At 54.4% G+C, this 26,674-nt stretch carries 24 protein-coding genes; 15 read left to right on the forward strand and 9 right to left on the reverse strand.

Annotation, left to right across the window (positions count from 1 at the left end; genetic code table 11):
- Positions 1-59: 59 nt before the first annotated feature.
- Positions 60-1,289 carry a GDSL-type esterase/lipase family protein gene (locus tag A3841_RS01735; RefSeq protein ID WP_073850675.1) on the forward strand — a complete coding sequence of 410 codons (1,230 nt, stop codon included), beginning with the start codon at positions 60-62 and terminating at the stop codon, positions 1,287-1,289.
- On the opposite strand, the gene A3841_RS01740 is transcribed toward A3841_RS01735, so the two are convergent.
- Together A3841_RS01740 and A3841_RS01745 are read right to left on the reverse strand one after the other, a co-directional pair.
- Complete coding sequence (locus A3841_RS01740) at positions 1,290-1,916, reverse strand: phosphoribosyltransferase (RefSeq protein ID WP_073850551.1); 627 nt, start codon at positions 1,914-1,916, stop codon at positions 1,290-1,292.
- A gap of 183 nt (positions 1,917-2,099) precedes the next feature.
- Positions 2,100-2,783, reverse strand: a complete 684-nt coding sequence (locus A3841_RS01745) for a dienelactone hydrolase family protein (RefSeq protein WP_073850552.1) — start codon at positions 2,781-2,783, stop codon at positions 2,100-2,102.
- Between the two features lie 126 nt (positions 2,784-2,909).
- Here A3841_RS01745 and A3841_RS01750 point away from each other — a divergent pair, with 126 nt between their 5' ends.
- From A3841_RS01750 to clpB, 6 genes are all read left to right on the forward strand, one after another.
- Positions 2,910-3,590, forward strand: a complete 681-nt coding sequence (locus A3841_RS01750; protein WP_073850553.1) for a hypothetical protein — start codon at positions 2,910-2,912, stop codon at positions 3,588-3,590.
- A 243-nt stretch (positions 3,591-3,833) separates the two neighbouring features.
- Positions 3,834-4,520: a deoxyribonuclease V gene (nfi, locus tag A3841_RS01755; RefSeq protein WP_083610132.1), complete on the forward strand. Its 687-nt coding sequence runs from the start codon at positions 3,834-3,836 to the stop codon at positions 4,518-4,520.
- A gap of 368 nt (positions 4,521-4,888) precedes the next feature.
- Positions 4,889-5,476, forward strand: coding sequence for a YceI family protein (locus tag A3841_RS01765; protein ID WP_073850555.1), 588 nt, complete (start codon positions 4,889-4,891; stop codon positions 5,474-5,476).
- A 38-nt stretch (positions 5,477-5,514) separates the two neighbouring features.
- Positions 5,515-6,870, forward strand: a complete 1,356-nt coding sequence (locus tag A3841_RS01770; protein ID WP_073850556.1) for a hypothetical protein — start codon at positions 5,515-5,517, stop codon at positions 6,868-6,870.
- Between the two features lie 11 nt (positions 6,871-6,881).
- On the forward strand, positions 6,882-7,487 hold the full coding sequence (locus A3841_RS01775) for a hypothetical protein (protein WP_139307856.1): 606 nt from the start codon (positions 6,882-6,884) through the stop codon (positions 7,485-7,487).
- Positions 7,488-7,752: 265 nt separating this feature from the next.
- Positions 7,753-10,371 (forward strand): ATP-dependent chaperone ClpB, encoded by a 2,619-nt coding sequence (gene clpB / locus A3841_RS01780; protein WP_073850558.1) that lies wholly within the window; start codon positions 7,753-7,755, stop codon positions 10,369-10,371.
- A gap of 340 nt (positions 10,372-10,711) precedes the next feature.
- On the opposite strand, the gene A3841_RS01785 is transcribed toward clpB, so the two are convergent.
- Positions 10,712-11,260, reverse strand: a complete 549-nt coding sequence (locus A3841_RS01785) for an REP-associated tyrosine transposase (RefSeq protein ID WP_073850559.1) — start codon at positions 11,258-11,260, stop codon at positions 10,712-10,714.
- A 210-nt stretch (positions 11,261-11,470) separates the two neighbouring features.
- On the opposite strand from A3841_RS01785, the gene A3841_RS01790 reads away from it, so the two are divergent.
- Positions 11,471-12,319, forward strand: coding sequence for an alpha/beta hydrolase (locus A3841_RS01790; RefSeq protein WP_073850560.1), 849 nt, complete (start codon positions 11,471-11,473; stop codon positions 12,317-12,319).
- Between the two features lie 55 nt (positions 12,320-12,374).
- Here the strand turns inward: A3841_RS01790 and A3841_RS01795 are convergent, their stop codons facing one another.
- From A3841_RS01795 to A3841_RS01810, 4 genes are all read right to left on the reverse strand, one after another.
- Complete coding sequence (locus A3841_RS01795) at positions 12,375-12,740, reverse strand: SpoIIAA family protein (RefSeq protein WP_073850561.1); 366 nt, start codon at positions 12,738-12,740, stop codon at positions 12,375-12,377.
- Positions 12,741-12,763: 23 nt separating this feature from the next.
- Positions 12,764-13,969, reverse strand: a complete 1,206-nt coding sequence (locus A3841_RS01800; protein ID WP_083610134.1) for a lactonase family protein — start codon at positions 13,967-13,969, stop codon at positions 12,764-12,766.
- A 617-nt stretch (positions 13,970-14,586) separates the two neighbouring features.
- The gene (locus A3841_RS01805; protein WP_073850562.1) at positions 14,587-15,933 is read right to left on the reverse strand and encodes an NAD(P)/FAD-dependent oxidoreductase; all 1,347 of its coding nucleotides are present in this window, start codon (positions 15,931-15,933) and stop codon (positions 14,587-14,589) included.
- A gap of 198 nt (positions 15,934-16,131) precedes the next feature.
- A complete protein-coding gene (locus A3841_RS01810; protein WP_073850563.1) occupies positions 16,132-16,782 on the reverse strand; it encodes a carboxypeptidase-like regulatory domain-containing protein in 651 nt (216 codons plus the stop codon).
- An 87-nt stretch (positions 16,783-16,869) separates the two neighbouring features.
- Here A3841_RS01810 and A3841_RS01815 point away from each other — a divergent pair, with 87 nt between their 5' ends.
- Together A3841_RS01815 and A3841_RS01820 are read left to right on the forward strand one after the other, a co-directional pair.
- Complete coding sequence (locus A3841_RS01815; RefSeq protein ID WP_073850564.1) at positions 16,870-17,256, forward strand: ArsR/SmtB family transcription factor; 387 nt, start codon at positions 16,870-16,872, stop codon at positions 17,254-17,256.
- A 135-nt stretch (positions 17,257-17,391) separates the two neighbouring features.
- Complete coding sequence (locus A3841_RS01820) at positions 17,392-18,093, forward strand: YjjG family noncanonical pyrimidine nucleotidase (RefSeq protein ID WP_073850565.1); 702 nt, start codon at positions 17,392-17,394, stop codon at positions 18,091-18,093.
- A gap of 58 nt (positions 18,094-18,151) precedes the next feature.
- On the opposite strand, the gene A3841_RS01825 is transcribed toward A3841_RS01820, so the two are convergent.
- Positions 18,152-18,562 (reverse strand): hypothetical protein, encoded by a 411-nt coding sequence (locus tag A3841_RS01825; RefSeq protein WP_073850566.1) that lies wholly within the window; start codon positions 18,560-18,562, stop codon positions 18,152-18,154.
- Positions 18,563-19,043: 481 nt separating this feature from the next.
- On the reverse strand, positions 19,044-21,617 hold the full coding sequence (locus tag A3841_RS01830; protein ID WP_073850678.1) for a family 20 glycosylhydrolase: 2,574 nt from the start codon (positions 21,615-21,617) through the stop codon (positions 19,044-19,046).
- Positions 21,618-21,938: 321 nt separating this feature from the next.
- Between A3841_RS01830 and pruA the strand changes: the two genes are divergently transcribed.
- The 5 genes from pruA to nuoD all read left to right on the forward strand — a co-directional run bounded on the left by pruA (position 21,939) and on the right by nuoD (position 26,630).
- Positions 21,939-23,573 carry an L-glutamate gamma-semialdehyde dehydrogenase gene (pruA, locus tag A3841_RS01835; RefSeq protein WP_073850567.1) on the forward strand — a complete coding sequence of 545 codons (1,635 nt, stop codon included), beginning with the start codon at positions 21,939-21,941 and terminating at the stop codon, positions 23,571-23,573.
- Positions 23,574-23,807: 234 nt separating this feature from the next.
- On the forward strand, positions 23,808-24,182 hold the full coding sequence (locus A3841_RS01840) for an NADH-quinone oxidoreductase subunit A (RefSeq protein WP_073850568.1): 375 nt from the start codon (positions 23,808-23,810) through the stop codon (positions 24,180-24,182).
- 85 nt (positions 24,183-24,267) lie between these two features.
- Complete coding sequence (locus A3841_RS01845; protein ID WP_073850569.1) at positions 24,268-24,822, forward strand: NADH-quinone oxidoreductase subunit B; 555 nt, start codon at positions 24,268-24,270, stop codon at positions 24,820-24,822.
- Positions 24,823-24,827: 5 nt separating this feature from the next.
- A complete protein-coding gene (locus tag A3841_RS01850) occupies positions 24,828-25,334 on the forward strand; it encodes an NADH-quinone oxidoreductase subunit C (RefSeq protein ID WP_073850570.1) in 507 nt (168 codons plus the stop codon).
- A 51-nt stretch (positions 25,335-25,385) separates the two neighbouring features.
- Complete coding sequence (gene nuoD, locus A3841_RS01855) at positions 25,386-26,630, forward strand: NADH dehydrogenase (quinone) subunit D (RefSeq protein ID WP_073850571.1); 1,245 nt, start codon at positions 25,386-25,388, stop codon at positions 26,628-26,630.
- Positions 26,631-26,674: the final 44 nt, after the last annotated feature.

Raw genomic sequence — 26,674 nt, forward strand, 5'->3', positions numbered from 1 at the left:
TCCTGCTTATTTCCTGCCTTATTTTTAGCATCATGCCTGCCTCTGCGCAGTTAAAAATAATGCCATTGGGCAACTCCATCACGCAAGGCAATACAGAGCATCCCTCCTACAGGTACCGGCTGTGGCAAAAACTTATTGATGCTGAGGCAGACTTTGAATTTGTAGGATCACACACTGTGAATGAGGGCGGCACCCCTGCGTTTCCTGCTTACAAAGGCCAGACTTTTACCAACCGGAACGAAGGGCACTGGGGCTGGCGTGCCGACGAAATCCTGAATGGCCTGGGCAACGATAAGCCAAACAGGCTAAAGACCTGGCTGCGGGATTACTCTCCTGATCTTGTGCTTTTGCATTTAGGATCAAACGATGTGATGCAGGAGCAACCTGTGGCTGAAACCATTGGCGAACTGGAGGAAGTTGTCAAGGAAATTCGGAAAACGAACCCGGCTGTGGTCATCCTGTTGGCTCAACTGACTCCTTTATACTTGAATAAGGTGGGGCCGAACACAGTGGAAAGATTGAAAAACTTTAATGAGCAGATTCCGCTTCTGGCAGAGCGGTTGAATACGTTGCAGTCGCCGGTAATCGTGGTAGATCAGAACGCTGATTTTGACCCAACTCCCGGTGCCGATACCTGGGACGGAATCCACCCCAACGCCAGCGGTGAGGAGAAAATGGCCCAGCGCTGGTACGAGGCCATCATGAACGAGGTGATCGTGCCGCTCCCCGTGGAACTTTCCGCTTTTGGTGCGCGCAGTAACCTGCGTGGCGATGTGCTGCTGGAGTGGCAAACAGCCTCCGAAACCAACAATGCCTACTTTGAGGTGCAGCGCTCGCAGAACGGGAAAGAGTTTGAAGGAATTGCCAGGGTAGAGGGCGCAGGCACCACCGTGGTAACGCAGCATTATACTTTCACCGACTCTGCGGCCATGCCGGGTACTTTATACTACAGGCTAAAGCAGGTGGATGCCGATAGTACAAGCAGCCTGTCGAAGGTGGTGCAGGTGCAGGTAAGCGAGCGGCAGGAGCAGCTACAGGTATTTCCGACCAGCAGCCGGGGGCAGACCGTGATGGTGCACCTGCAGCATAACGACCCGGCCGAGGTGGCCCAGGTGCAGGTGTATACGAAGGAAGGAAAGCTGGTGCACAAGCGGGAAAACCTGCCGGGCAACAACGGTACCTTCAGCACTAAAATCCTGACGGAGCAGTTGCATGGCACCGGCGTTTACCTGGTGCGCGTCATAGCAGGCGACAAAGTATACACTTCCAAGTTTGTGCTGGAGCGGTAGTTATACATTATCCTGCTCCTGCAGCAGCTGCATCACCTCCTCGTCGGAGGTTTGGGAGAAGGCCTCGTAAAACTGGCCAACGGCCTGGAAGAACGGCGGCGTGAGCAGGCACACGAACTCATCCACCAGCCCCGAGAAGCGCTTGGCGGCCTCGGGCGGCGCCACCGGCACGGCCACCACCACACGGCGCGGCTGCTCTTTCTGCACCAGCTTCACGGTGGCCTCCAGGGTTTTGCCGGTGGCAATGCCATCGTCCACAATAATCACGATGCGGTCTTTGAAGGGGATGTGCCGGCGGTTGCCCATGAACAGGTTATACTTCTGCTGTATACTTTCGCGGATGCGTTGCACCTCCGCCGCGATGTACTCCTCCGACACGTCCGAGCGGTGGTCGTAGATGACACTGTCCATACTTACGGCGCCGATGGCGAACTCCGGGTTCAGGGGATGGCCTATCTTTTTGGAGACCGTTACCTCCAGCGGCATGCCCAGCGCTTTAGCAATGGGCGCCGCCACCGGCACGCCTCCCCTCGGAATGGCCAACACCACGCCAGACTCTCCTTTATACTTTAGCAGGCGCTCGGTCAGTAGCTGCGCTGCCTCCTCCCTGTTCCGGATCATGTCCATAGCTCTATTCAATTTTGACTGAGCGAATGAGTGAATGAGTGAATATGACTATAAGTAATGATAAATGCGGGTATCAAACATCTTGCTCAAAAACATATTCTGTTGTTAACTACAAGTCAAATAATGAATAACAAGCAACCGATAACCATTCACTCATCCACTCATTCGCTCATTCACAATTAATCAAGGCCTGTCCTGATGCAGGGGCTGTTGCTTTCCGGGCTTCACGTACTTGCGGAACCAGTCGGTGGCGAGTTGGGCGGCCATTTCCAAGGCACCGGGCTCCTCGAACAGATGCGTGGCATCGGGCACGATCTCCAGATCCTTGATACACTGCATCTGGTCCTGCGCCTGCATGTTCAGCGCCAGCACCTCCTCATCCCTGCCCCCCACAATTAGCAGCGTCGGCACCATTAGGTCGGGCAGCACGGTATCAGCCAGGTCAGGCCGTCCGCCCCGGCTCACCACGGCTTTTATGATGTCGGGGCCTACGGCTGTGGCGGCTCCAATGGCGGATGCGGCGCCGGTGCTGGCTCCAAAAAAGGCTATATTCAGGTCTTTGGTGCGGGAATCTTTCTGCGCCCAGTACGTGGTGTCTATCAGGCGGCGGGTGAGTTTGGGAATATCGAACCGGTTGTTGTACTCCTGGTCCTCCTGCTCCGTAAGCAAATCAAAAAGCAGCGTAGCGAAACCCGACCGCTGCAGGTGCCCGGCCACAAAGCGGTTTCGGCTGCTGAGGCGGCTGCTGCCACTGCCATGCGAGAAGATGATCAGCCCGAAGGCATTTTCCGGGATAACCAGATCGCCGATAAGCGTGACGTCCCCCAGCTCCAGGCGGACGCTCTCGTTGAAAGTATAGTTTGCCATAGCTTGCATAGGTATTATCGCAGTAAAAACCTGATTATCTGTATACTTATCAGTACGACCAGGCATATCCAAAGTTCAGAAAGTATAACTCTCCGCCAGCCCTGCCACGTATCAGTGCTTAAAGCAATGTCTTTCGCCATGCGTTATACTTTATCTGTACTTGGTTTACTGCTGCTGCTCACCTCCTGCGGCCCGGATGGCAAACCCGGCATCCTGGGCAGGCTGCGCGTAGACTCGCTGGAGGCGGTACAGGAGGAGCCGCAGCCTGCCAGCCAGCCGGCGGACCCCGACACAGCCGCTTTTGCAGACGCGTTCAACCAATTTTTTAGTGCCCTGCAGGCCGGCGACACGGCTGCCCTGAACCGTTTTGTGGAAGCCGACCAGGGCCTTTGGCTGATAGAGCAGCCGGGCGCCATGCCCGCTTACAGCCATTTCACAAGTATACAGCAGGTGCAGCGCGAGTACCAACAGCGGCCCTTTACAAGTATAAACCAGGAGGTAAAGGCTTGCCAGCTCGAGCACCGCGACACTTTCCCCGGTTTTGATTGCGCTGATATGGACGGTGGCTCCACGGGCTTTGCCGAGGACGGCTGCTTTTATACATTTAAAACCGCCAACTTCCAACATACAGACATGTGGCAATACGCCGACCTGAGCGAGCAGCAGGCGCAGCAGGTGCAGGAGCTACAGCAACAGGTACAGGCCACCGTGCTGCACACGGGCACTTCTTACCGCTTCCACTTTGGTTACCGCAACGGCCGCTGGCTGCTTCTGTTCGCCGACCTGCGCGTGCCCTGCAGCGCCTGAGAGGAGTTAGAGAGTTTGGGAGGTAGAGAGTTTAGGGGTTAAGAGGGATAAAAAGTAATGGGGTTATACTTTGATTAGCGCTCTGCAGCCTTCACCCTATTGATCGGAAATAACGTATGCACGTACCAGTAATTTCATACTTTGATCACCAGGCCCATGCTCCACTTTCTAACTTTCTAACTTTCCACCTTTCTAACTCCCCAACTCTCTAACTCCTAAACTCTCTAACTTCCCAAACTTCCCATGGCTTACTACAGACGCTTCGACTACCCGGCACCAGACCCGGCTATACTTGCCCGGCTTACTGAACAGCAGCGCCAGATGCAGGAGCGCGTCATCATCCAAAAGCCCGACTTTAACCTGAAGCTGATTGCCGGCTGCGACTCCTCTTTTATTGGGGAGGATACCATCCTGTCGGCATTCATACTTTTAACGTACCCGCAGCTGGAAGTAGTGGAGAAAGTATGGCACCATGGGCCGGTGGAGCTGCCTTACATTCCGGGTTTCCTGGCCTTTCGGGAAGCGCCCAATCTGCTGAAAGCCTACGAAAAACTGAAACAAAAGCCTGATCTGATCATGGTGGACGGCCACGGCATTTCGCACCCGCGCGGGCTGGGCATTGCCACGCACCTGGGCCTGCACCTGAACAAACCCACCATGGGCGTTGCCAAAAAAGTGCTCGTGGGCAAGTATAAGGAGCCCGCCGCTACCAAAGGCGCCATCTCGCCGCTGGAGTATAAAGGAGAGATCATTGCCAACGTGCTGCGCACCAAGGATAACATCAAGCCTGTCTTCGTTTCGCCGGGCCACCTGATGGACCTGGCATCCGCCACAGAAATCGCGTTGAACTGCGCCACCAAGTATAAACTCCCCGAACCCACCCGCCTGGCCGACCATTATGCGGCGGTGTTTAAAAGCGAGGTAAAGTAAGCCGCTCCTGCCAGCTATACTTTACCAGTTATACTTTATTTCTGATATCCCACCATGCTACTGACTAAGGCTAAGCACCTTAGCCATTCAACAGCTATATACATTTCCCCTATCCTTTTTCTCTCCAATTTCTGTTGGGGCCCTGTAATGTCCTTCCCGTTGCTGTAGCCACGCCACCCCTCCTGCGTCAAAAGCGCTGGATAGTGCCTGTATTGAATCCGGGGCCAAAAGAAACATCGGTCATCTTCTCCAGAGATATCAATCATCTTTCCTGCTGCCTATTATCATCATTTGCCTGCGGATGGCTATCTACCTTTGTCATATAAAAATAACACAAATAGTTTCAGAGGCACTAAAACATAGAAATCATGAAAGCTCAGAAATTAGTAAGACTCTTGGTTGCGGCAGGCCTTTTCCTGGCAACCGGACTTAGCACTACAGTGCTTGCGCAGGATACATACAAACTGGCGGCCAAGCCGACGCTGACCGTCATGGGCGGCTCTACCATACACGATTGGGAAATGATCTCCGCACAGTCTCAGGGAAAAGCGGTACTGCTGGTGGAAGGAACCACCTTGAAAAGTGTGAAGTCAGCAAGTATCACCATGAAGACCGAGTCGCTGAAGAGTGGCAAGGACAAAATGAATGAGATTGCCTACGACGCCCTGAAAGCCAAGAAGTATGCAGACATCACCTTTACGCTGACTTCCTTTAAAAACCTGGACGGTAAAAAAGGACAGGCAACCGGCAACCTGACCATAGCAGGAACGACCAAACCGGTAACCTTTACGGTAGAATCCAGCGTGAAAGGCGGATCAGTTTTCATGACAGGCGAAACCGCCATCAAGTTCTCTGATTTCAACCTCACGCCGCCCACAGCCTTGCTCGGCACTGTAAAAACCACCAACGACCTTAAGCTTACTTTCCGGGTTAGCTTCCTGCCAAACGTCATCTAACGATTCAAACAATACAGACACTTCTTATTCCTCATACCATGAAAAAGATCGTACTTTCTTTAAGTTTAATGCTAGGCTTAAGCTTAAGTTCATTCGCACAGATCACGCTCTCTGATTTACCTTATTGGAGACCTTACGATCAAAGAGGGCTCAACACGTTTGAGACAAGCAAAAAAGACTCCACCGCTTTTGATGGCATCAAGGTTCGCTTAGGTGGTGGCTTTGCCCAGCAGTTCCAGGGCTTGCAGCACAAGAACACGGCCACGGTAAACATGCAAACACAGGGCGGCAACGAGGTAAACCTGAACCAGCTTATGCCCATCGAGAATGGCTTTAACCTGGCCTCGGCTAACCTGAACCTGGACGTGTTGCTGGCTGATGGTATCCGGTTAAACCTGGTGACCTACCTCTCTTCCCGCCACCACTCGGAGGCTTGGGTGAAAGGCGGTTACATCCAGATTGACAAAGCGGAGTTCCTGAACATCCCGCTGGTCGACAAACTGTTCGAGAACCTGACCCTGCGCGTAGGCCACATGGAGATCAACTACGGCGATGCGCACTTCAGAAGAACCGATAACGCCCACGCGCTGCAGAACCCGTTTGTAGGAAACTATATCATGGATGCCTTCACAACCGAGATCGGCGCCGAAGCCATCTTCCAGTATAAAAACTTCCTGGCGGTAGGCTCCGTAACAGGCGGCGAAGTACAGGGCGGTATCCAGAACCCGGACCAGCGCAAACCTTCTTTCATCGGTAAGCTGGGCTACGACAACCAGCTAAACGAAGACCTGCGGGTAAGATTGACAGGCTCCGTGTACACCACTGCAGGCTCCGTTAGAAACACCCTCTACGGTGGCGACCGTGCCGGCTCACGTTACTTCCTGGTAATGGACCCTGCTAAAGTGGCGAGCGGTGTAGCCGTAACTCCTGCTACGCACTTTACTTCCGGCCACATCAACCCGGGCCTGACCAACAGCCTGACCGCCATGGTGCTCAACCCCTTCGTCAAGTTCCGCGGCCTGGAGTTCTTCGGTAACTTTGAGCAGGCCAAAGGCAAAGGCAGACTGGGCGCCAACGACGAGCCTAAAGACCGTACCTGGACGCAGCTGGGAACTGACCTGGTGTACCGCTTCGGTAGCAACGAGAACCTCTACCTGGCTGGCCGCTACAACGTGGTGGAAGGACGCCTGGCACCGCTGGCCTCTGCGCCAACAGTGCAGAATAACAAAGTGAACCTGGAGCGTGTGCAGGTAGGCGGCGGCTGGTTTGTAACCAAGAACGTGGTTGCCAAAGCCGAATACGTGAAGCAGCAGTACAAAGGCTTCGCCCCTACAGACATCCGCCACGGTGGTGAGTTCGATGGCTTCATGATCGAAGGCGCTATATCTTTCTAAATCTGAGTATCATGTTACTAGTTCGTATCCTCCTGGTTGCTGTATCGATGCTGAGCGCAATGGTGCTGCCTAAAAATGAAGAGTTTGTGGTTATCAAAGGAAACAGGATAACCGTAGCAGCAGGCACTTCGCTAGGCAATATTAACTGCGCCTACACCAGCAGCAGCCGGAAGGATACACTTTTACTGAACAGGCTGATCCCGCAGAGAGAAAGACTAATACTGGCCTTGCCTGTGAAGGATTTCGATTGCGGTAACCTGCTCCTGGATAAGGATTTTGCCAATACGCTCAACGTAAAAGAGCACCCCTACATCAGGATCGAACTGGTGAGGCTGGATAAGCAAAACAAGGATTACAAGGGTACGCTTCAGTTGGAGGTGGCAGGAAAGACAATGGTACTGGATAATGTTCAGTTTCAGACCTGCGCAGGAAAAAACATAGACCTGCTGAAAAGCAACATCTGCCTGAACTTCTCTGAAATAGGGCTCGCAACGCCTAAAAAGCTGGGCGGTTTGTTTAAAGTGGAGGATGAGCTTCGGATTAACGTGGAGCTGCAGGTAAACAAGCAGCAGCCCAAAGGCTTCACCGAACCTTTCGCCACCTACAAAAGCCACTAGATCAGGAAATCATACTTTACAGCCCCGGGAGCCATACTTCCGGGGCTTTTTATTTCCCATTGTTGTAAGTATAAAGCAGACTTTCCTGAGCCGGAGGTATACGTTGGAAGCAGGTTTATACTTTGCTGCCAATATGACCTGAATCTTTAAAACCCCGCTTCTCAAACCTGACATAATTACATACAAACATACTTAAAATACTATTGGTTTACCCTTTGCTACTTACCTCGTAGAACTATAACAATAGGAAAACAGGCAAAGCGATATGAATTTTAATAACTATACCATCAAAGCCCAGGAAGCCATCCAGAAGGCAACTGAGATAGCAGGCGGCAACCAGCAGCAGGCGATCGAAACCGGGCATATTTTAAAAGCGATACTGGAGACAGACGAGAACGTGACCAATTTCCTGCTCCAGAAACTCAACATCAACGGCAACATCCTGCACACCAAGCTCGACGAGATTGTAGCGGCTTACCCAAAAGTAAGTGGCGGCAGTCCGTACCTGGCGAATGATGCCAATGCAGCCCTGCAGAAAGCAACTTCTTACCTGAAAGAATTTGGCGATGAATATGTGGCCATCGAGCACATGCTGCTGGGTATTCTGGCCGGGCGCGATCGTGTGGCGGGCGTGATGAAGGACGTGGGCTTTAACGAGAAAGACCTCAAAAAAGCAATCAAGGAACTGCGCGGTGGCGCCAAGGTAACCGACCAGAACGCCGAAGCAAAGTATAACTCTTTGAAGCGCTACGCCCGCAACCTGAACGAGATGGCCCGCAGCGGCAAGATCGACCCGGTGATCGGCCGCGACGAAGAGATCCGCCGCGTGCTGCAGATCCTGAGCCGTCGTACCAAAAACAACCCGGTATTGCTGGGCGAGCCGGGTGTGGGTAAAACCGCCATCGTGGAAGGCCTGGCGCAGCGTATCGTGAGTGGCGACGTGCCGGAGAACCTGAAAAACAAGACGCTCATGAGCCTGGATATGGGTCTGTTGGTGGCAGGCGCCAAGTATAAAGGCGAGTTTGAGGAGCGCCTGAAAGCCGTGATCAAGGAAGTGGTGGATGCCGAAGGCGAGATTGTGCTCTTCATCGACGAGATCCATACCCTGATCGGTGCCGGTGCGGGTGGCGACAGCGCCATGGACGCAGCTAACCTGCTGAAGCCGGCCCTGGCACGTGGTGAGCTACATGCCATTGGCGCCACTACGCTGAAAGAGTATCAGAAGTATATCGAGAAAGATAAAGCGCTGGAGCGACGTTTCCAGGCCGTGATGGTGGACGAACCGAGCGTGCAGGACGCCATTTCCATCCTTCGTGGTATCAAGGATAAGTATGAAGTACACCACGGGGTGCGTATTAAAGACGATGCCATTATTGCTGCGGTAGAGCTATCGAGCCGCTACATTACCGACCGCTTTTTGCCGGACAAGGCCATTGACCTGATGGACGAAGCAGCGGCGAAACTACGCATCGAGATCGACTCGCTGCCGGTGGAACTGGACGAAATTCAGCGCCGCATTATGCAGCTGGAGATCGAACGCGAGGCTATCCGCCGCGAAAATGACCGCGACAAAGAAGCCATACTTTCGAAAGAGATTGCCGAGCTCTCTACTAAGCGCGATGACCTGAAAGCCAAGTGGCAGAACGAAAAACAGATCATCGAAGGCATTCAGAAAGCGAAAGAGAACATCGAAAACTATAAACTGGAAGCCGAGCAGGCCGAACGCAGCGGCGACTATGGCCGCGTGGCCGAGCTGCGCTACGGCAAGATTCAGGAAGCGGAAGCGAAACTGAAAGAACTGCAGGAGCAGGTGCACCAGATGCAGGGCGAAAACCCGATGCTGAAAGAGGAGGTTACCTCCGAAGATATTGCTGAGATCGTGGCTAAGTGGACCGGTATACCGGTGAGCAAAATGCTGCAATCGGATCGTGAGAAACTGCTGCACCTGGAGCAGGAACTGGGCAAACGCGTAGCCGGTCAGGAAGAAGCCATCCAGGCCATTTCCGACGCCGTGCGCCGCAGCCGTGCCGGCATGCAGGACCCGAAACGTCCGATCGGCTCGTTCATCTTCCTGGGCACAACCGGTGTAGGTAAAACCGAGCTGGCCAAAGCGCTGGCCGACTACCTGTTCAACGACGAGAACGCCATGGTGCGCATCGATATGAGTGAATACCAGGAGCGCCATGCCGTGAGCCGTATGATCGGTGCGCCTCCGGGCTACGTGGGTTACGATGAAGGTGGCCAACTGACAGAAGCCGTGCGCCGCAAGCCCTACTCTGTGGTGCTGCTCGACGAGATCGAGAAAGCGCACCCGGACGTGTTCAACATCCTGCTGCAGGTACTCGACGATGGTCGCCTGACCGATAGCAAAGGCCGCGTGGTGAACTTCAAGAACACGATCATCATCATGACCTCCAACATCGGTTCGCACATCATACAGAGTAATTTTGAGCTGATGGACGAGTTTAACCACGACGAAGTGATTGAGCGCACCAAGGACGAAGTGTTTGAGCTGCTGAAAAAATCAGTAAGGCCGGAGTTCCTGAACCGTATCGACGAGCTGGTGATGTTCCGTCCGCTGAGCCGCGGGGATATCCGCAAGATCGTTTCGATCCAGTTCGGCCATATCCAGGACCGTCTGGAGGAAGCCGGCATCCGCCTGATCGCGACCGACGAGGTGCTCGATTACCTGGGCGATCAGGGTTACGATCCGCAGTTCGGTGCCCGACCGTTGAAGCGTGTGATTCAGCGCCAGGTGCTCAACGAGTTGTCGAAAGAGATCTTGGCCAACACCATCAGCAAAGATTCGGTAGTGGAAGCGGTGCTGGAAAACGGCAAAATCCAGTTCAACAACATTGATGTGGAGATTCCGACGGACAAGTAAGTATAAGTTTAAAGTATAAAGTTTAGCTAGCATAAAAGCGCCACTCCTCCTGGGGTGGCGCTTTTGTTTTCCTCCCGCGAGCTTTCAGCTCGTGGTTTTTCTTGAGGCCAGCTTTCAGCTGGCGAAAGTATAAAACTCAAGTTGCGATTAACCCACCCCTGCCCCTCCCAAGAGGGGAATTTCGCAAAAGAGTAGGTGATTCCCCTCCTCGGAGGGGTTAGGGGTGGGTTTACACCTGCACTGCATTAGTAAATCGCAACTTGGGTTATAAAGTATGGATTACACCAGCTGAAAGCTGGTACTATGGGGAACCACGAGCTGAAAGCTCGCGGCAGCAGAATTATTCTATCAAGATAACATCAAGCAAGCCTTTTTTGCCAGCATAGTCTCTGGCGCTGCTGTAGAGGTACTCCCAGGGTTCTTCCACAAAACCAGCCTCAACAGGGTTCTGGTGCAGGTAGTCGAGGCGCTGCTGCATCATCTGGTTGGTGGATAACTCGATGGGGTGGTTATGATGCTGCCAAAACTGAAAGGTCTCAATGTTTGGATTCTGCCTGCCAGCTCTTCGGAACATCCACAGCATCCATTCCTTCCGGCATTCCTGGTTATGCTCTTCCATTAGCTGAAGTATGGCCTTAGCTGTGTGCCGTTTCATGTCCCGCATTATACCTTCGATGGGTTCCTTGTTGCTGCCTATAATTAAATGCACATGGCTGCTCATCAGGCACCAGGCATATACTTCTAGCCCTTTGTGTTTGATGCAGTACTGCAGGCTTTCTACCACTACATCCTTATACTCCCGTCGTACAAAAACATCCATCCAGTTCACTACAGCAAACGACACAAAGTATAACTTCGACTGGTCCCTGAATTTATAGTTGCGACTCATTGCTTAATTAACTGAACAGCAGAAAGTATAGTTACAATTAGCTATTCTCTACCGCGAGCTTTCAGCTCGTGGTTCCCCATAGTACCAGCTTTTAGCTGGTGTAAGTATAAAGCAATATCAGCTACAGGCTGGGTCCACATCCATTCCGGGCTGAAAGCTTGAAATAGGCGTACTTATTCTATATTTTGCAGAAACTATACTTCAGACGCCATGCAAAAGAGATTTTATACTTTCCTCCTGCTTCTCGCCCTTTCCATACTTACGGCGCAGGCCAACGTGGATACGCTAACCATCCAAAGCCCCTCGATGCAGAAAACGCTGAAGGCGGGCGTGGTCACCCCGGACGGGCATCAGAAGAAAAAGAACGGCCCTTACCCGGTTTTATACTTGCTGCACGGCTACAGCGGCAACTTCAGCGACTGGCTCAAAACGCCTCCTCAAAAAGACCTGCTGCAGCAGATGGCCGATAAGTACCAGCTCATCATCGTTACCCCCGACGGCGGCTTCAGCAGCTGGTACTACGACAGCCCCGTGGACCAGGCCAGCCAGTACGAGACGTTCATCACGCAGGAGCTGCGGGGAGAGGTGGAAAAAAAGTATAAAACCATCAGCGAGAGGAGCGGCCGATTCATTTCGGGCCTGAGCATGGGCGGCCACGGCGCCTTATACTTGTCGGCGCGCCACCCGGATTTGTACGTAGCGGCCGGAAGTATGAGCGGCGCCCTGAATGTGAATGGCATCGCGCACGAGAACCTGCTCAAAAGTATAGAGGCCGTGCTGGGGCCAAAGCAAGAGAACGCCGGACTGTTCCGGGAAAGCTCCGTGGTGCACATGGTGCCGCAGCTAAAGGCCAGTGGCGTTAAGTTTATGATCGATTGCGGCGTGGATGATTTCCTGATAGAGGACAACCGCGAGCTGCACCGCCGCCTGGTGTATGAAAAAGTGCCGCACGAGTACATCGAGCGCCCCGGTGCCCACACCTGGGCTTACTGGGGCAACGCACTGGAGTATCACCTGCTGTTCTTCCAGAAAATACGGACGGAGGCGCTGGCGCAATAAGGAAATAAGTATAAAAAACGCTCGCTGGCCTTCATACCAGCGGGCGTTTCCGTTTCTACTCCTGCCCCGTCTGCACCCAGCGCATGGCCTGCTCCCGCTCTGCCAGCTCGAAGTAGCGCACGCCCTTCTTCTTTACCGGACTAATAAGATTGGCTGCCCACTTCTGCCATACTTTCTCGCCCACCATGGCCACCCGGTCGTACGCACGGCCGTGCACCAGGTCGAACAGGGCATTCTCCAGCGCCGCGCCGGGTTTTACCCAGGTCAGGTTCACCATCTCGTAGTACAAACGGGCGGCGCCATACTGCTTCATCCGGCCCCGGATCAGGTCGCGGTACAGGTCAACATCCTCGTTCGTCAGTTCACCGCTCACCCGCACGGCCAGCATGTCGTCATGGGTTTCGGGCAGGATCTCCAGCATGGCATTTATACTTTTATACTTTGCTAGTCCTTAAACACGATGTTCACCGGCTTTTGCACCTGCGCCTCGTGGCCCGTGGCGGTCAGCTTTCCAGTAGCCTTGTCTATTTTAAAGGAGGTGATGTTGTTGGAGCGCTCGTTGGCTACCAGAAGTATATTCCCGGTAGGGTCGATGACGAAATCGCGGGGCCAGTCGCCGCCGGTGCTCATGTGCTGCACCAGCTCCATTTTGCCGGTGCCTTCCTCTATGGCATACACCACTATGCTGTTGTGGCCGCGGTTGGAGCCATAAAGAAATTTGCCGTCCGGCGACACCTTCACGGCAGCAGGATAGTTGTTCCCGTCAAAATCTGCGGGCGAGGTGGTGATGGTTTGTATCTCCGAAAAAGTGCCTTTGCCAGCATCGTAGGCCAGCGCCGTCATGGTAGCGTTCAGCTCATGCAGTAAGTAGGCGTACTGCCCGTTGGGGTGGAAAGCCATGTGGCGCGGACCGGAACCGGGCTCGGAAGTATAAGCCACCGCAGGCGTGTGCTGCACCAGCTTTCCGTCCTGCACCTTGTATCCAAATACTTTATCCGCCCCCAGGTCCACCGCAAAAGTATACGTGCCATCCGGCGCCGGCGCAATGTAATGGGCATGAGGCCCCTCCTGCCGCTCCTGGTTTGGGCCGGCGCCTTTGTGCTGCACCGCGTTTGGCTGCCCGAGCTGCCCGTTATCCTGCAGTGGCAGCGCCGCCACGTTGCCGCCACTGTAGTTGGCCACCAGCACCGTGTTATCAGCTATAGCGATATAGCACGGCGCGCCTCCCTCGGAGGGCATCTGGTTCAGCAGTTTCAGCTCTTTCCCGTCCCCCGCTATCTCAAAGGCACTCACAGCGCCGCTCTTTTTCCCCTCGAACTCCTGCGTCTCGTTCACGGCGTACAGGTACTTCCCAGCATCATTCAGCGCCAGGTATGAGGGATTCTCACCGGCCTTAAAACCCTTCTCCCGCGTCAGTTCGCCGGTTTCGGGGTCGAGGCTGTAGAGGTATATACTTTCCGCATCGGGTTTGGCGTAGGTACCCACGTAGAACATGGTCGTTTTCATTGTTTCAGGTTCTGATGTTTCAGTAGCCACTGTGCCCTGCTGCTCAGCGGTTTGGTTACAGCCGGCCAGCGCCAGTACAACGGCAAAAGCCAGCACAGGTTTATGTACCAGCTTTCGGGGATTTAGGTTAAATTGCTTGAGCATGGTGTAGGGGTTGAGGGTGATGCTTCTGTTAAAAGTATAAAATTCTGATCAGGAAGTATAGGTACGGGAAAATATCTATCGGTGCTTAAAAGTATGAGGGGCTGCCAGGCATAAAGCTATACCGGGTCGAACCACCCCTGCCAAAGTATAACCCCTCCCCAACCCTCCCCTAAAAACAGGGGAGGGAGCGATACTTGCTCCTTTTTCTGTCATCTTGAAAGGATCTTGTGGGAAGAAAGGTGAAGCTGAGGCTACTGGGAAGTACATGTTGCATAGTTAACTTGGTCCAACCACCCCTTTATCCCCTCCTTGTCTAAGGCGGGGAGCCTGTACTTGCTGCTGCTGAAGTATAAGTTTCATAGCTGCTGATCTCGCGCGGACAGGTCGCGATCTGTCCCTACAAAGTATAAACCTACTTCTGCCCCTCCCAAGAGGGGAATTACCTGCTCTTTTGCAAAATTCCCCTCTTGGGAGGGGCAGGGGTGGGTTGAGCGCAACTTGATATACTTTGGCTGACATAAAAAATCGCCTGCAGAACTTAACTGCAGGCGATTTTGTGTTTTTTTATACTTTTCAGGTGATCCTTCAGCACCACCCGGCTACTATCTTACCTGGCATCAATCCGCCTCATACTTATCAATGAACCTGCGCCGCACCCTGTCGCCGCTGCGCACGAACGGACGGATAATGAGGCGGGTGCCGTTCTCGTAGGTAAAGAACCTGTAGGCCCAGTTGCTGAGCACCACCAGTTTGTTGCGGAAGCCCACCAGCGCCATCACGTGTACAAACAGCCAGACCACCCAAGCCAGGAAGCCCCCAAAGTGCAGGTTACCCGGCAGGTCGGCCACGGCGCGGTTTCGGCCAATTATCGCCAAAGAGCCCTTGTCTTTATACTTAAAAGGCGCCAGCGGCTCCCCATGCAGCAGGCGGGGCAGGTTTTTGCCCAACAGTTTGCCCTGCTGTATGGCCGGCTGCGCCACGCCGGGGTGCCCTTTCGGGAACTCAGGGGTCTTCATAAAAGCAATGTCGCCGATGGCGAAGACGTTATCGAAGCCCAGCACCTGGTTGTACTCGTTCACAAGTATACGCCCCCGCTCCACCGATGTCTCCGGCAGGCCGTCTATCAGGGCCCCGGCCACGCCGGCTGCCCAGATAAGAGTATTCGTCTTGATCTGCTCCCCGTCCTTGAGCGTGGCTACATCGCCGTCGTAGGAGCTTACCAGGGTGCCCAGGCGCATGTCCACGTCCAACTCCTTCAGGTACTTATAGGTCTTCTCGCTCGCTTCGGCCGACATGGGCGGCAGCACGCGGTCCATGCCTTCCACCAGGATGATGTTCATCTGCCCGAAGTCAAGGCCGGGGTAGTCTGTCGGCAGCACGTGGCGCCGCATCTCGGCCAGCGAGCCCGCCAGCTCCACCCCCGTCGGGCCTGCCCCCACAATCACGAAGTTCATGAGCGCCTGGCGCATCTCGGCATCTTTGGTCATGTTGGCCTGCTCAAAGCACTGCAGTATCTGGCTGCGCAGGTTCAGGGCCTCCGGCACCTGCTTCAGCGGGAAGGAGAACTTCTTGATCTGGTCGTTGCCGAAGTAGTTGGGTTTGGTGCCCGTAGCAATTACCAGGTAGTCGTAGGAGATGTCCCCGATCACTGTGGCAACAACCCTGGTCACCGGGTCAACGCCGTTAACCTTCACCAACCTGAAATGGAAGTCCGGATACTTATCCGAGCCGAACATCTTGCGCAGCGGCTCGGCAATGGAGTCTGGCTCCAGGCCGGCCGTGGCCACCTGGTACAGCAGCGGCCAGAAACCATGGTAGTTCTGCCTGTCAAACATCACCACCTGAAAGTCCTTGTTCGGCAGCTTTTTAGCAAGGTTTATACCTCCAAAGCCTCCTCCGATGATGATGACGCGGGGCTTGGTGGTGTCAGGGATGTTAAGGGAGAGTTGTTCCGGTTCGAGCATAGTAGGATGATTTCTTTTATATCGATAGCAGGTACCTGCGCTTTATACACTTTACGTAGGCGCAGCACTATACTGGCAACAAACGAGGCACGCATTTGTTAGTTGCCAAAACTGCTTTTCCCGCAGCCGGAGCCCAGAAATCATACTATACTTTTACTTGCCGCAGCAAGTGCGGCATTGCACTTAAAATAAGGGGATTTACTTGTTGCCGTTAAGCAGGCCGCGGAGCAGCTGCGGGATGGCCAGCATGTTCACGGTGGGGGCCATGATGCGGTTCTGCTGGTGCTGTATCTGCTGGTTTTGCCAGAAGCGGTAATTCTGCGCGTCGCTCATCGGGGTGATGCGGGCCAGTTCCTCCAGCCGGCGCGGGTCCAGGTCGCGGGTAATGATGGCGTTGCCCCTGTCGGGCAGCCTTACGTTAGCCACGGCCTCCTTAAAGTCGCGCTCTGTCGGCCACGGGAACACCTCCACCGTGGGCAGCTCGGTCGGGTCCTCCTGCATCTGCATGATAATGGAGTAACTCTGGCTCTCGTAGTTTTTTGGGATAATGAGGTACTGGGCCTTAAAACCCAGCGCGGCAAAGAGCACGCTGTCGCCGGCCAACACCGGCATGGAGAAGTAACCGTAGTCGTTGGTGTAGGTGCCGCGGTTGGTGCCCGGCACGTACACACCCGCCCCTGCCACGCCATACAGGCTGTCGCCGGTGGCCACAAAGCCCGACAGCTGCACCACGCGCTGCTTGCTTTGCGCCTGCGCCTGGTCGGGCGCCAGCAGCAGCAAAAACAGCGGGAGCCACAGCCACTTCAGTACGTTAGGAAAGCTGATTTGAAGTATGGCGGGAAAGATCATAGGACACAATTATACTTATTAATTCTTTTATAATAGCCACTTTTGGCTAAATTTGTTCACGCTGCCCCTAGCCACCACCACTGCCTTATGAGACTAAAACACTTCAGCCTGGCCTTCGGGCAGCAGGTACTAAAGGCCCTTGCCGACGAGTCCAGGCTCCGCATCCTGCACCTGATCCTGCGCAACCGGGAGATGTGCACCTCCGACCTGGAGCAGGTGCTGGACTTCACCCAGACCAAGACCTCGCGCCACCTGGCTTACCTGCGCAATGCCGGGCTGGTGTCGCCCCGCAAGCTGGACCAGTGGGTGTATTATTCTGTTAAGGAGGAGGCGGCCGACTTCGTGAACCAGATCTTTACCTACATGGAGCGTGACACGGCCCTGCAGAAAGACCTGGAGGTATACCGTATTTTATACTCTAACCGCGAGCTTGCCGTTACAAAGCTGCAGAACCGCCGCTGGGTGCCCTCCTGAAAGTATGCGCAACGTATAACTCCCGAACCAATGTTTTAGTATGGCAGTTCCACCGGGCGCCCTTACTTTCTCCCCGGTGCCCGAAACATCCACCCCCCAATAGGGTTATACCCTTTCCTGAGCAAACTTATACTTATGAAGACCTACACGCACATCCTCTTTGACCTGGACCATACTTTATGGGATTTTGAGAAGAACTCCGAGGAGACCCTTTATACTTTGTACGAGCAGTTTGAGCTGGCAAAGCACGGCAAGTTTACCTGCGACTCGTTCTACCGCAAGTATAAATTCGTGAATGTGCGCCTCTGGGACCTCTACAACAAAGGCAAGATAAGCCAGCAGGAGCTGCGCCATCGCCGCTTCGTTAAGACGCTGACTGGCCTGGGGCTGGCCGAGCACGAGGTGCCGGAGGGCATTTCGGAAGCCTATACCAGCCTCTGCCCTACCAAAACGGCCGTGTTCCCGCATACTTACGAGGTGCTGCAATACCTGCAGCCAAAGTATGGGCTCCACATCATCACCAACGGGTTTAAGGAGGTGCAGCAGATAAAAATGAGCGCCGCCATGCTGCACGACTACTTCGGGGAGGTGGTTACATCGGAGTGTTGCGGCTACAAGAAGCCGGACCAGCGCATGTTCCACCACCTGCTGGAGCGCGTGAACGTGCGCCCCGAGGAGTGCCTGATGATCGGCGACAACTATGAGTGCGACGTAGAGGGTGCCCGCAACGCCGGCATAGACCAGGTGTTCTTTAACCCGGAGAAGAGCACAACCCGCCGAAGGCCCAAGCCAACGTATGAGATCAGCTGCCTGAGCGAGCTGAAGCAGATTTTATAAGCAACAAAAAAAGGGCGATGGAAAACCATCGCCCTTTCTGCTCATACTTGGTGTATGCTTAGTCTTTGATATCGCCCGCTGTCTCCAGCGACCTGAATTCGGACTGCAGCATTTTGATCTTGCCCTTATCGTCGGTACCAAGCTCTTTCTCCACCGTTTCCTTATGGGCGTTCAGGCGCTCCAGGATATTCTTGGCGTTCTGCCATTCCGTATCGCCCCAGGCACCCTTCTGCTCACGCACATTCTCCATAAAGGTAATGTAGGCCTGGCGCGTGTTCTCCGCAGTTATGGCGTTGATGTCGGCAAACTCACCCAGCAGTTCCTGCTGCATGGGCAGCTTGTCGTCTTGTATGGTTACTGTCACTGCTGCTGCGTTGGCAGATGTAAGGTTTGTAGCTTCGGCAGCAAAAGAAAAGCCTAAGGCTGCTGCCAGCATTACTTTTGCGTAGGTTCTATTCGGTTTTTTCATAATCTTAAAATTTAGTAACACAGCCACCGCTTAGGAGCAGGGGCCGGAACCTTATACGTGAAAGAGTACAATTTTTGTTACGCTCCGGCTCTAAATAAACATCGTTATGATTATGTATTTATACTTTCACAGGGCTCTCAGCAAGTATAAAGTATAAATCTGTGCAATTTACACCTCCTCAAAGTATAGCAGAACTTCGTTTTTCCCGCCTAGCCGCTGCAGTGCAATTCTGCTCGAAAAAGGAGCCTGCATCTTAACGCTTTCGCAACTCATGGATGGCGCACGATGAGCTGTAAACGCAGGCCGGATGCGATTATCTCCCTAAGGCTGCTAACATGAGCCGTAGAAAAGTATGACTGGTTCATGGGCCGACAGGAAAATGATAAGTTAAACACGGCTTGTATAAAAAAGTATGGCCTACAGGCTGCGTACTGCAACCTGTAGGCCATACTCAAGTCAGTTCACTGAAGCTTCCGGTTGTTTACATGGTACTTTGGTTTTGGATGGTAATGGTTTGCCCTCCCCGGCCTGCAGCATTAAAGACCCGCAGGTTCACAGCACCGGTTGCCGCAATAGGCTCGGCGTAGGCAGGGCTGCTTTTGGTTGGCTCACTGCCGTCTGTTGTGTACCGGATGGTAAAGCCAGGGAACTGCACATTGGCCGCTACCTTTCCGTCCACCACCTTTGCTCCTGCCGTCGGGATTCTGTACCCATAGCCGCCTGCATAATAATCGAGCCGCGGCAGCTCTCGCTTACCCACCACGTTAGTAAACTCAGACCAGGCCTGGCTGTAGAGCTTTTCGCTTTTTGCCGGGGTTTTTTCCTTGGCCCAGTCCGGATCCTTTGACCAGGCACGCTCGGCCACGCCCAGCAACTTGGGCAGCAGTTTATACTCGAAGGCTTCAGTGGTTAGGTTCGTCTCCGACCAGAGCGGCGCTTCGATGCCCACAATATTTGCCTTTCCCTTCTCGGTCAGCGGTTCCTTGCTCTTGATGATGGAGCGGTCCAGCGGATTGCCCTTGCTATCCTCTTTCAGGTTGCGGAGGTAATCGTAGGGTATAAAGTAAAAGGGTTTGTCGATGTCCACATAGCCGCCCCAGTACAGGCCCGGCTCGGTATAGGAAGGGTTGTAGGCCAGGTCCAGGTAAAAGTGGGTCACGCCCGTCAGGATTACCTTGTAGCCGGCGTTCGCCATGCGGTAGGCCAGGTCCTCGGCGCCTGAGCCAGGGTCGTTCTTCCACACATTCACATGGAAGTTCTCATTGGCGAACTGCTGGTTAGGCACCCAATTCACTTTGCCGTTCTCCACTACCTTCCGCAGCCCTATTTCCTCCCAACCCGAGAGGTACAGACCACGCTCCTTGAGCAGCTGGTTCACCTTGCCGAAGTAGTAATACCACAGGTCATCAGTATTCTTAACCTCTGTGTTCTGGCTGATGAGACGCTGCACGGAGGGTGATTTCTCCCACACACCTGAGGGCACCTCATCCCCGCCAAAGTGTATCGTGTGCAGCGGGGCTTCCGCCTCTTTATACATGCTCCTGATCTCATCCACCACGGTCTCCAGGAAAGTATAGGTAGAAGGCAGCGACACGTCCATGATGTTGTCGTTCCAACCCTGCACCGAGCGGTAAACCGACTTATCGTTCAGGTCGCGCAGCAGGTAGCGCTCGGCTTCTTCCTTTTTGCCCTCGTCCATCAGTTTCGTGTAGCGGGCATCCATGGCCTTGATGGCCGCCCTGGCGTGGCCCGGCGACTCAATCTCGGGGATCACCTCGATGTGGCGGTCGCGTGCATACTTAAGTATCTCGATAAAGTCCTCCCGGCTGTAGAATCCTGTTCCCGCCTTGTTGTCTGCATGCGGCCCGGAGCCGTAGGAAGGCACAATGCTGCTGCCGTCGGTGGTATGGGCGCGCGTACCGCCCACAGCCGTAAGCTCCGGCAACGGACGGATCTCGAGGCGCCAGCCCTCATCCTCGCTGAAGTGGAAGTGCAGTTTGTTCATCTTGTACAGGGCCATCACGTCCAGCACCTTCAGCACCTCCGCCTTTGGCTGGAAGTTGCGGGCCATGTCCATCATAAATCCTCTGTAGCCGAAGCGCGGCGCGTCCTTCACTTCCACGCCTGCCACCTCAACTGTAGCGGCCTTGTTCGCGAATGCCGTGGCCGGCAGCAGTGTTTTAAGCGACTGGATGCCGTAGAAAGCGCCGGCAGGTGCGGAAGCGGTGATCTCAATGCGCTCCGGGTTTACACTCAACGAATACTCCTCTGCCCCCATGCCCAGCTTTTTCCGGAGGAAGATCGCCTTGCCGGTAGCATTGCTCTGTATGGCAGGTTTCTGCCCAGTGGCAGTTGCCAATACGGCTGCCAGGTGCTCTGCTTCTCTTTTGAAGTCTGCGTCAGCGACCAGAGTTACCTTGGTGTCCAGCATGAACGGCGCTCCTTTCTCCTGGAAAGAATCCGGCGTTGGGAAAACCTTCGTAAGCGCTGTCGCCGGCAGGTCCTGTATAGCGGCGTTAGCCTCATAGACCTTCGCCGCGAACTGTTGTGTGGCCTCCTCAAAGTGTTCCCCCGGCTCAATTTCCAGCGACACAGGGATACCTTTTCCCGGCTCCGCATCATACACTATATAAAACCCGACCGGGAAGTTGGAGACATTCCGGACAGCGCGGCCCTGCACCTCTACCGTAGCCGAGGCGCCAGGCGCTAGTTCCTTAAATGCTGGCCCCGGAGCCAGGTAGTGCAGGTCGCCGTTGAAGTGCGCTACGGTCGCCACCGTGGAATCCGCCGATTTAAGGGCGCCCCCGTTGAAGTAGAGCTTCCAGCCTTTGGCTGGCAGTGCCTCCGGGCCATTGTTGGTGATCGTTAAAACCGACCGGGACTGCCCCCTATTCTGTTGCTGGTTGTCGGCCAGTTCTATTTTCAGGCTCAGGCCCTGTGCCGCCGCATCCGCCTCATTGGCGGCCGTTACGGCAGCGGTGTCAGTGGAGATTTGAGAGCAGCTCATCAGCATGGCCTGGGCAAGCAGCCACACTCCTACGGTTAGTTTTTTCATGTTGTCTGTCTGTAACTTTTTATGTGGGAACAAGTGCGCAATTCGTTACTTACTCGCTATCAAGTTATAAATAATTTAGAGATATAATGGAATAGGTATAGCTAGATTTAGCAACACACGATACAAAGTATAGCCACGGCACCCGCTACGCGCATGAATGCCATACTTACGCACACCCGAAGCAGGATGCCCCACCCCGGCCAAAGCCAGGGCCGTTTCATGCCAAAAAATCAAATAATAAGCCTTATCTTTGTATAAATGGCCTTCAGGGCCGTAAATAAAGTATAAATATTTAATTCTGAATCTGTAACGATATACGTAATGGCAACCGGATTTTTTAAAGTACCCACCCCAGTAAATGAGCCTGTGAAATCGTATGCACCGGGTTCTCCGGAGCGCGAAGAACTGCAGCGCACCTATAAAGAACTGAAGTCGCAGCAGCTGGATGTGCCCATGTACATCGGCGGCGACAAAGTATACACCGACAACAAAAAGCCCCTGGTGCAGCCGCACGACCACCAGCACATCCTGGGCCACTTCAGCGAGGGCGACGCGTCCCACGTGGAACAGGCGATAAACGCGGCGCTTGCCGCGCGTGAGTCCTGGGCTGCCATGGGCTGGGAGCACCGCGTGAGCATCTTCCTGAAGGCCGCCGAGCTGCTGGCAGGCCCCTGGAGAGCAAGATTGAACGCTGCCACCATGCTGGGCCAGTCCAAGAACGCCTACCAGGCCGAGATCGACGCTGCCTGCGAGCTGATCGACTTCCTGCGCTTCAACGTGCAGTATGCCACCGAGATCTACCACATGCAGCCGGAGTCATCGCCGGGCGTTTGGAACCGCATGGAGCACCGCCCGCTGGAGGGTTTTGTGTTCGCGCTCACGCCGTTCAACTTCACGGCTATTGCCGGCAACCTGCCTTCCTCTGTGGCTATGATGGGTAACGTGGTGGTTTGGAAGCCAGCCAATACGCAGATCTACGCGGCCCAGATGATCATGGAGCTGTTCCGCGAAGCGGGCCTGCCGGATGGCGTGATCAACCTGGTGTATGTGGACGGCCCGACGGCCGGAGACGTGATCTTCAGCCACGCTGACTTTGCCGGCATCCACTTTACGGGCAGCACCGGCGTGTTTCAGAACATCTGGAAAACCATCGGCAACAACATCCACAAGTATAAAACCTACCCGCGCATTGTGGGCGAGACCGGCGGCAAGGATTTTATACTTGCTCACAAGTCTGCCGATGCCAAGGCGCTGGCTACGGCCATCTCACGCGGCGCCTTTGAGTTCCAGGGCCAGAAGTGCTCTGCCGCCTCGCGCGCCTACATCCCGAGCAACCTGTGGGACGAGGTGAAAGGCTACGTGATCGAAGACCTGAAGTCGTTTAAGATGGGCGCGCCGGAGGATTTCGGCAACTTCATCAACGCTGTGATCGACGAGAAGTCCTTTGATAAGATTGCCCGCTACATCGACAATGCCAAGGAGAGCAATGAGGTGGAGGTGATCGCCGGCGGTAACTATGACAAGTCGAAAGGTTACTTTATCGAGCCAACGGTACTGCTGTCGCACAACCCACAGTACATCACCATGTGCGAGGAGATCTTCGGGCCCGTTATAACGCTCTACGTGTATGATGAGAACAACTTCGAGGACACCGTGGAACTGGTGAATTCCACATCGCCGTACGCACTGACCGGTGCTATTTTCTCTCAGGACCGCTACATAGTGGAGTATGCCACCAAGCGCCTGGACCAGGCGGCCGGTAACTTCTACATCAACGACAAGCCAACCGGCGCCGTGGTGGGCCAGCAGCCGTTCGGTGGCGCCCGCGCCTCCGGCACCAACGACAAGGCCGGCTCCATGCTGAACCTGCTGCGCTGGGTGTCTGCCCGCTCCATTAAGGAAACTTTTGTACCGCCTGTGGATTACCGTTACCCGTTCCTGGGCGAGAACAAGTAAGCCATACTTTAAAGTATAATCATACCTGTAACAGAGGCCGCGCCCCGCAAGAGGGTGCGGCTTTTTGTTTGCCCCTCCGGCACCTCAGCGGCTAAAAATGTTGTTTTAACTTCATTTTCTGAGAACTTCCCGCTTATGCGGCTTTTATGGTATTTTACACTTGGCTTATACTTTTGATTAATGGCTATTTATACCTAATTTTGCTCCCAAATCTTAAGAAAGCGATACAGTGTTATGGAACCATCTGTAAATCAGTATTTACCGTCGGATTACCTGCCAATTTTTATCCAGTTTGCGGCCGCACTCGGGTTTGTGATTTTTGCACTGGTGCTCACCCACATCCTTGGCCCCAAGCGAACCAGCGAGGTAAAGGGCGCCGCCTTTGAAAGTGGTATCGAGTCGGTGGGGGATGCCCGCACACCGATCTCCTACAAGTACTTTATCACGGCCATCCTGTTCGTGCTGTTCGACGTGGAGATCATCTTCATGTATCCCTGGGCGGTGAACTTCCGCGAGTATGGCCTGGACTTCTTCTTGCCGATGCTGGTTTTCCTGGGCGTATTGCTGGCGGGCTTCTTTTACGAGATCAAGAAGGGCATTCTTAAGTAGACCACGAATATTAAACTTTTGAGAATTAACCGTTGTTCTGTAGCTGGTTTATACCATACTTTCAGTGCAACAAAATAATCTCGACATGAGCGATACGAATAAAGACATAATGATGGCGGAGGCCCCGGATGGTATTTCCGGAGCGGGTTTTTTTGCCACTTCCTTAGAAAAAGTAGTAGGACTTGCCCGTAAGCACTCGCTGTGGCCGCTGCCGTTCGCCACTTCCTGCTGCGGCATCGAGTACATGGCCACCATGGGCTCCAACTATGACATTTCCCGCTTTGGCTCGGAGCGCCCAAGCTTCTCGCCCCGCCAGGCCGACATCCTGATGGTAATGGGTACCATTGCCAAGAAGATGGGCCCGGTGGTAAAGCAGGTGTACGAGCAGATGGCCGAGCCGCGCTGGGTGATCGCAGTGGGTGCCTGCGCCTCCTCAGGCGGTATCTTCGACACCTACTCGGTACTGCAGGGCATCGACCGCGTGGTGCCGGTGGACGTGTACGTGCCCGGCTGCCCGCCGCGCCCGGAGCAGATCCTGGACGGGTTGATGCGCGTGCAGGAGCTGGCCGAAAGCGAATCGCTTCGCCGCCGCGACTCCCCGGAATATCAGGCACTCTTAGCCTCTTACAACATTAAATAAGCAGCATGGAGCTTACGAACGAAAACGTACTCGGCAAGATCATCAGCGAGTTTGGGGAAGAGAACATCTGGGACGCGATGAACCCGGATGGCATCATGACGATCACCACCAACCGCGAGACGATTCACGACCTGATCAAATACCTGCGCGACGACGAGGAACTGCAGATCAGCTTCCTGACCACCATGTGCGGCATCCACTTCCCCGGCCAGGGCGACAAGGAAATGTGCATGATGTACCAGAAACACAGCCTGCGCCACAATTACCGCATCCGCATAAAAGTATACATGCCTATGGATGACGCGGTGATGCCGACTATGACAGACCTGTACGCCACCGCCAACTGGATGGAGCGCGAAGCCTTTGACTTTTACGGCTTTAAGTTTATCGGCCACCCGAACCTGACCCGTATCCTCAACATAGAGGAGATGGAGTACCACCCGATGCTGAAGCAGTACCCGCTGGAAGACCAGACACGGGAAGATAAGATCAACACTTATTTCGGACGTTAAGCCAGATTTATAGTTACCAACAACTATAGCTGACAGAAAAAGGAGACCATCATGGCTACTGAACATAAACCCGCCGAGCTTACCGATATAGAGCAGTTCCGTCAAGACCACGGACTCGCCCTTGAGGAAGAGCGGCCGCTTACCACGCTGAACCTGGGCCCGACCCACCCGGCCACGCACGGCATTTTCCAGAACATCCTGCAAATGGACGGGGAGGTAATCGTGGATGCGGTGCCAACCATCGGCTACATCCACCGCGCCTTCGAGAAGATTGCGGAGCGCCGGCCATTTTACCAGATCACGCCGCTGACCGACCGCATGAACTACTGCTCCGCCCCTATCAATAACATGGGGTATCACATGACGGTGGAGAAGCTGCTGGGCATCGAAATACCGAAGCGCGCGCAGTACATCCGCGTGATCATGATGGAGCTGGCCCGTATCTCCGACCACCTGATCTGTAACTCGATCCTGGGAGTGGACTCCGGCGCCTTCACCGGCTTCCTGTACGTGATGCAGGAGCGCGAGCATATCTACGATATTTACGAGGAAGTATGCGGCGCCCGCCTGACGACGAACATGGGCCGCATCGGGGGCATGGAGCGCGACCTCTCGCCGAAGGCCCTGCACATGATCGACGAGTTCCTCAAGCGCTTCCCGAAAGTATGGGCGGAGTTTGAGAAAATGCTGACCCGCAACCGCATCTTCATTGACCGGACCGTGGGCGTGGGCGCCATCTCTGCGGAGCGTGCCCTGAACTACGGCTTTACCGGCCCGAACCTGCGTGCCACCGGCGTAGACTACGACGTGCGCGTGATGAACCCCTACTCTTCCTACGACGACTTCGATTTCGAGATACCGGTAGGCGCCAAAGGCGACACCTACGACCGTTACCTGGTGCGCAACGAGGAAGTATGGCAAAGCCTTAGGATTATTGAGCAGGCTTACAAAAACCTGCCCGAGGGCTCATACCACGCCGACGCGCCGCATTACTACCTGCCACCCAAGCAGAAAGTATACACTAGCATGGAAGCCCTGATTTATCACTTTAAGATTGTGATGGGTGAGGTGGACGCTCCGGTTGGCGAAGTATACCACAGCGTGGAGGGTGGCAACGGCGAGTTGGGCTTCTACCTGATCTCTGACGGGGGCCGCACACCGTACCGCCTGCACTTCCGCCGCCCGTGCTTTATTTACTACCAGGCTTATACTGAGATGATCAAAGGTGGGCAGCTGGCTGACGCGATCCTGACGCTGAGCAGTCTGAACGTGATCGCCGGCGAGCTGGACGCATAAACATTTATCATTTACCATTTAACATTGGTCCCTCACAACTGATC

It is taken from the genome of Pontibacter flavimaris (assembly GCF_001907195.1).
GTDB lineage: Bacteria > Bacteroidota > Bacteroidia > Cytophagales > Hymenobacteraceae > Pontibacter > Pontibacter flavimaris.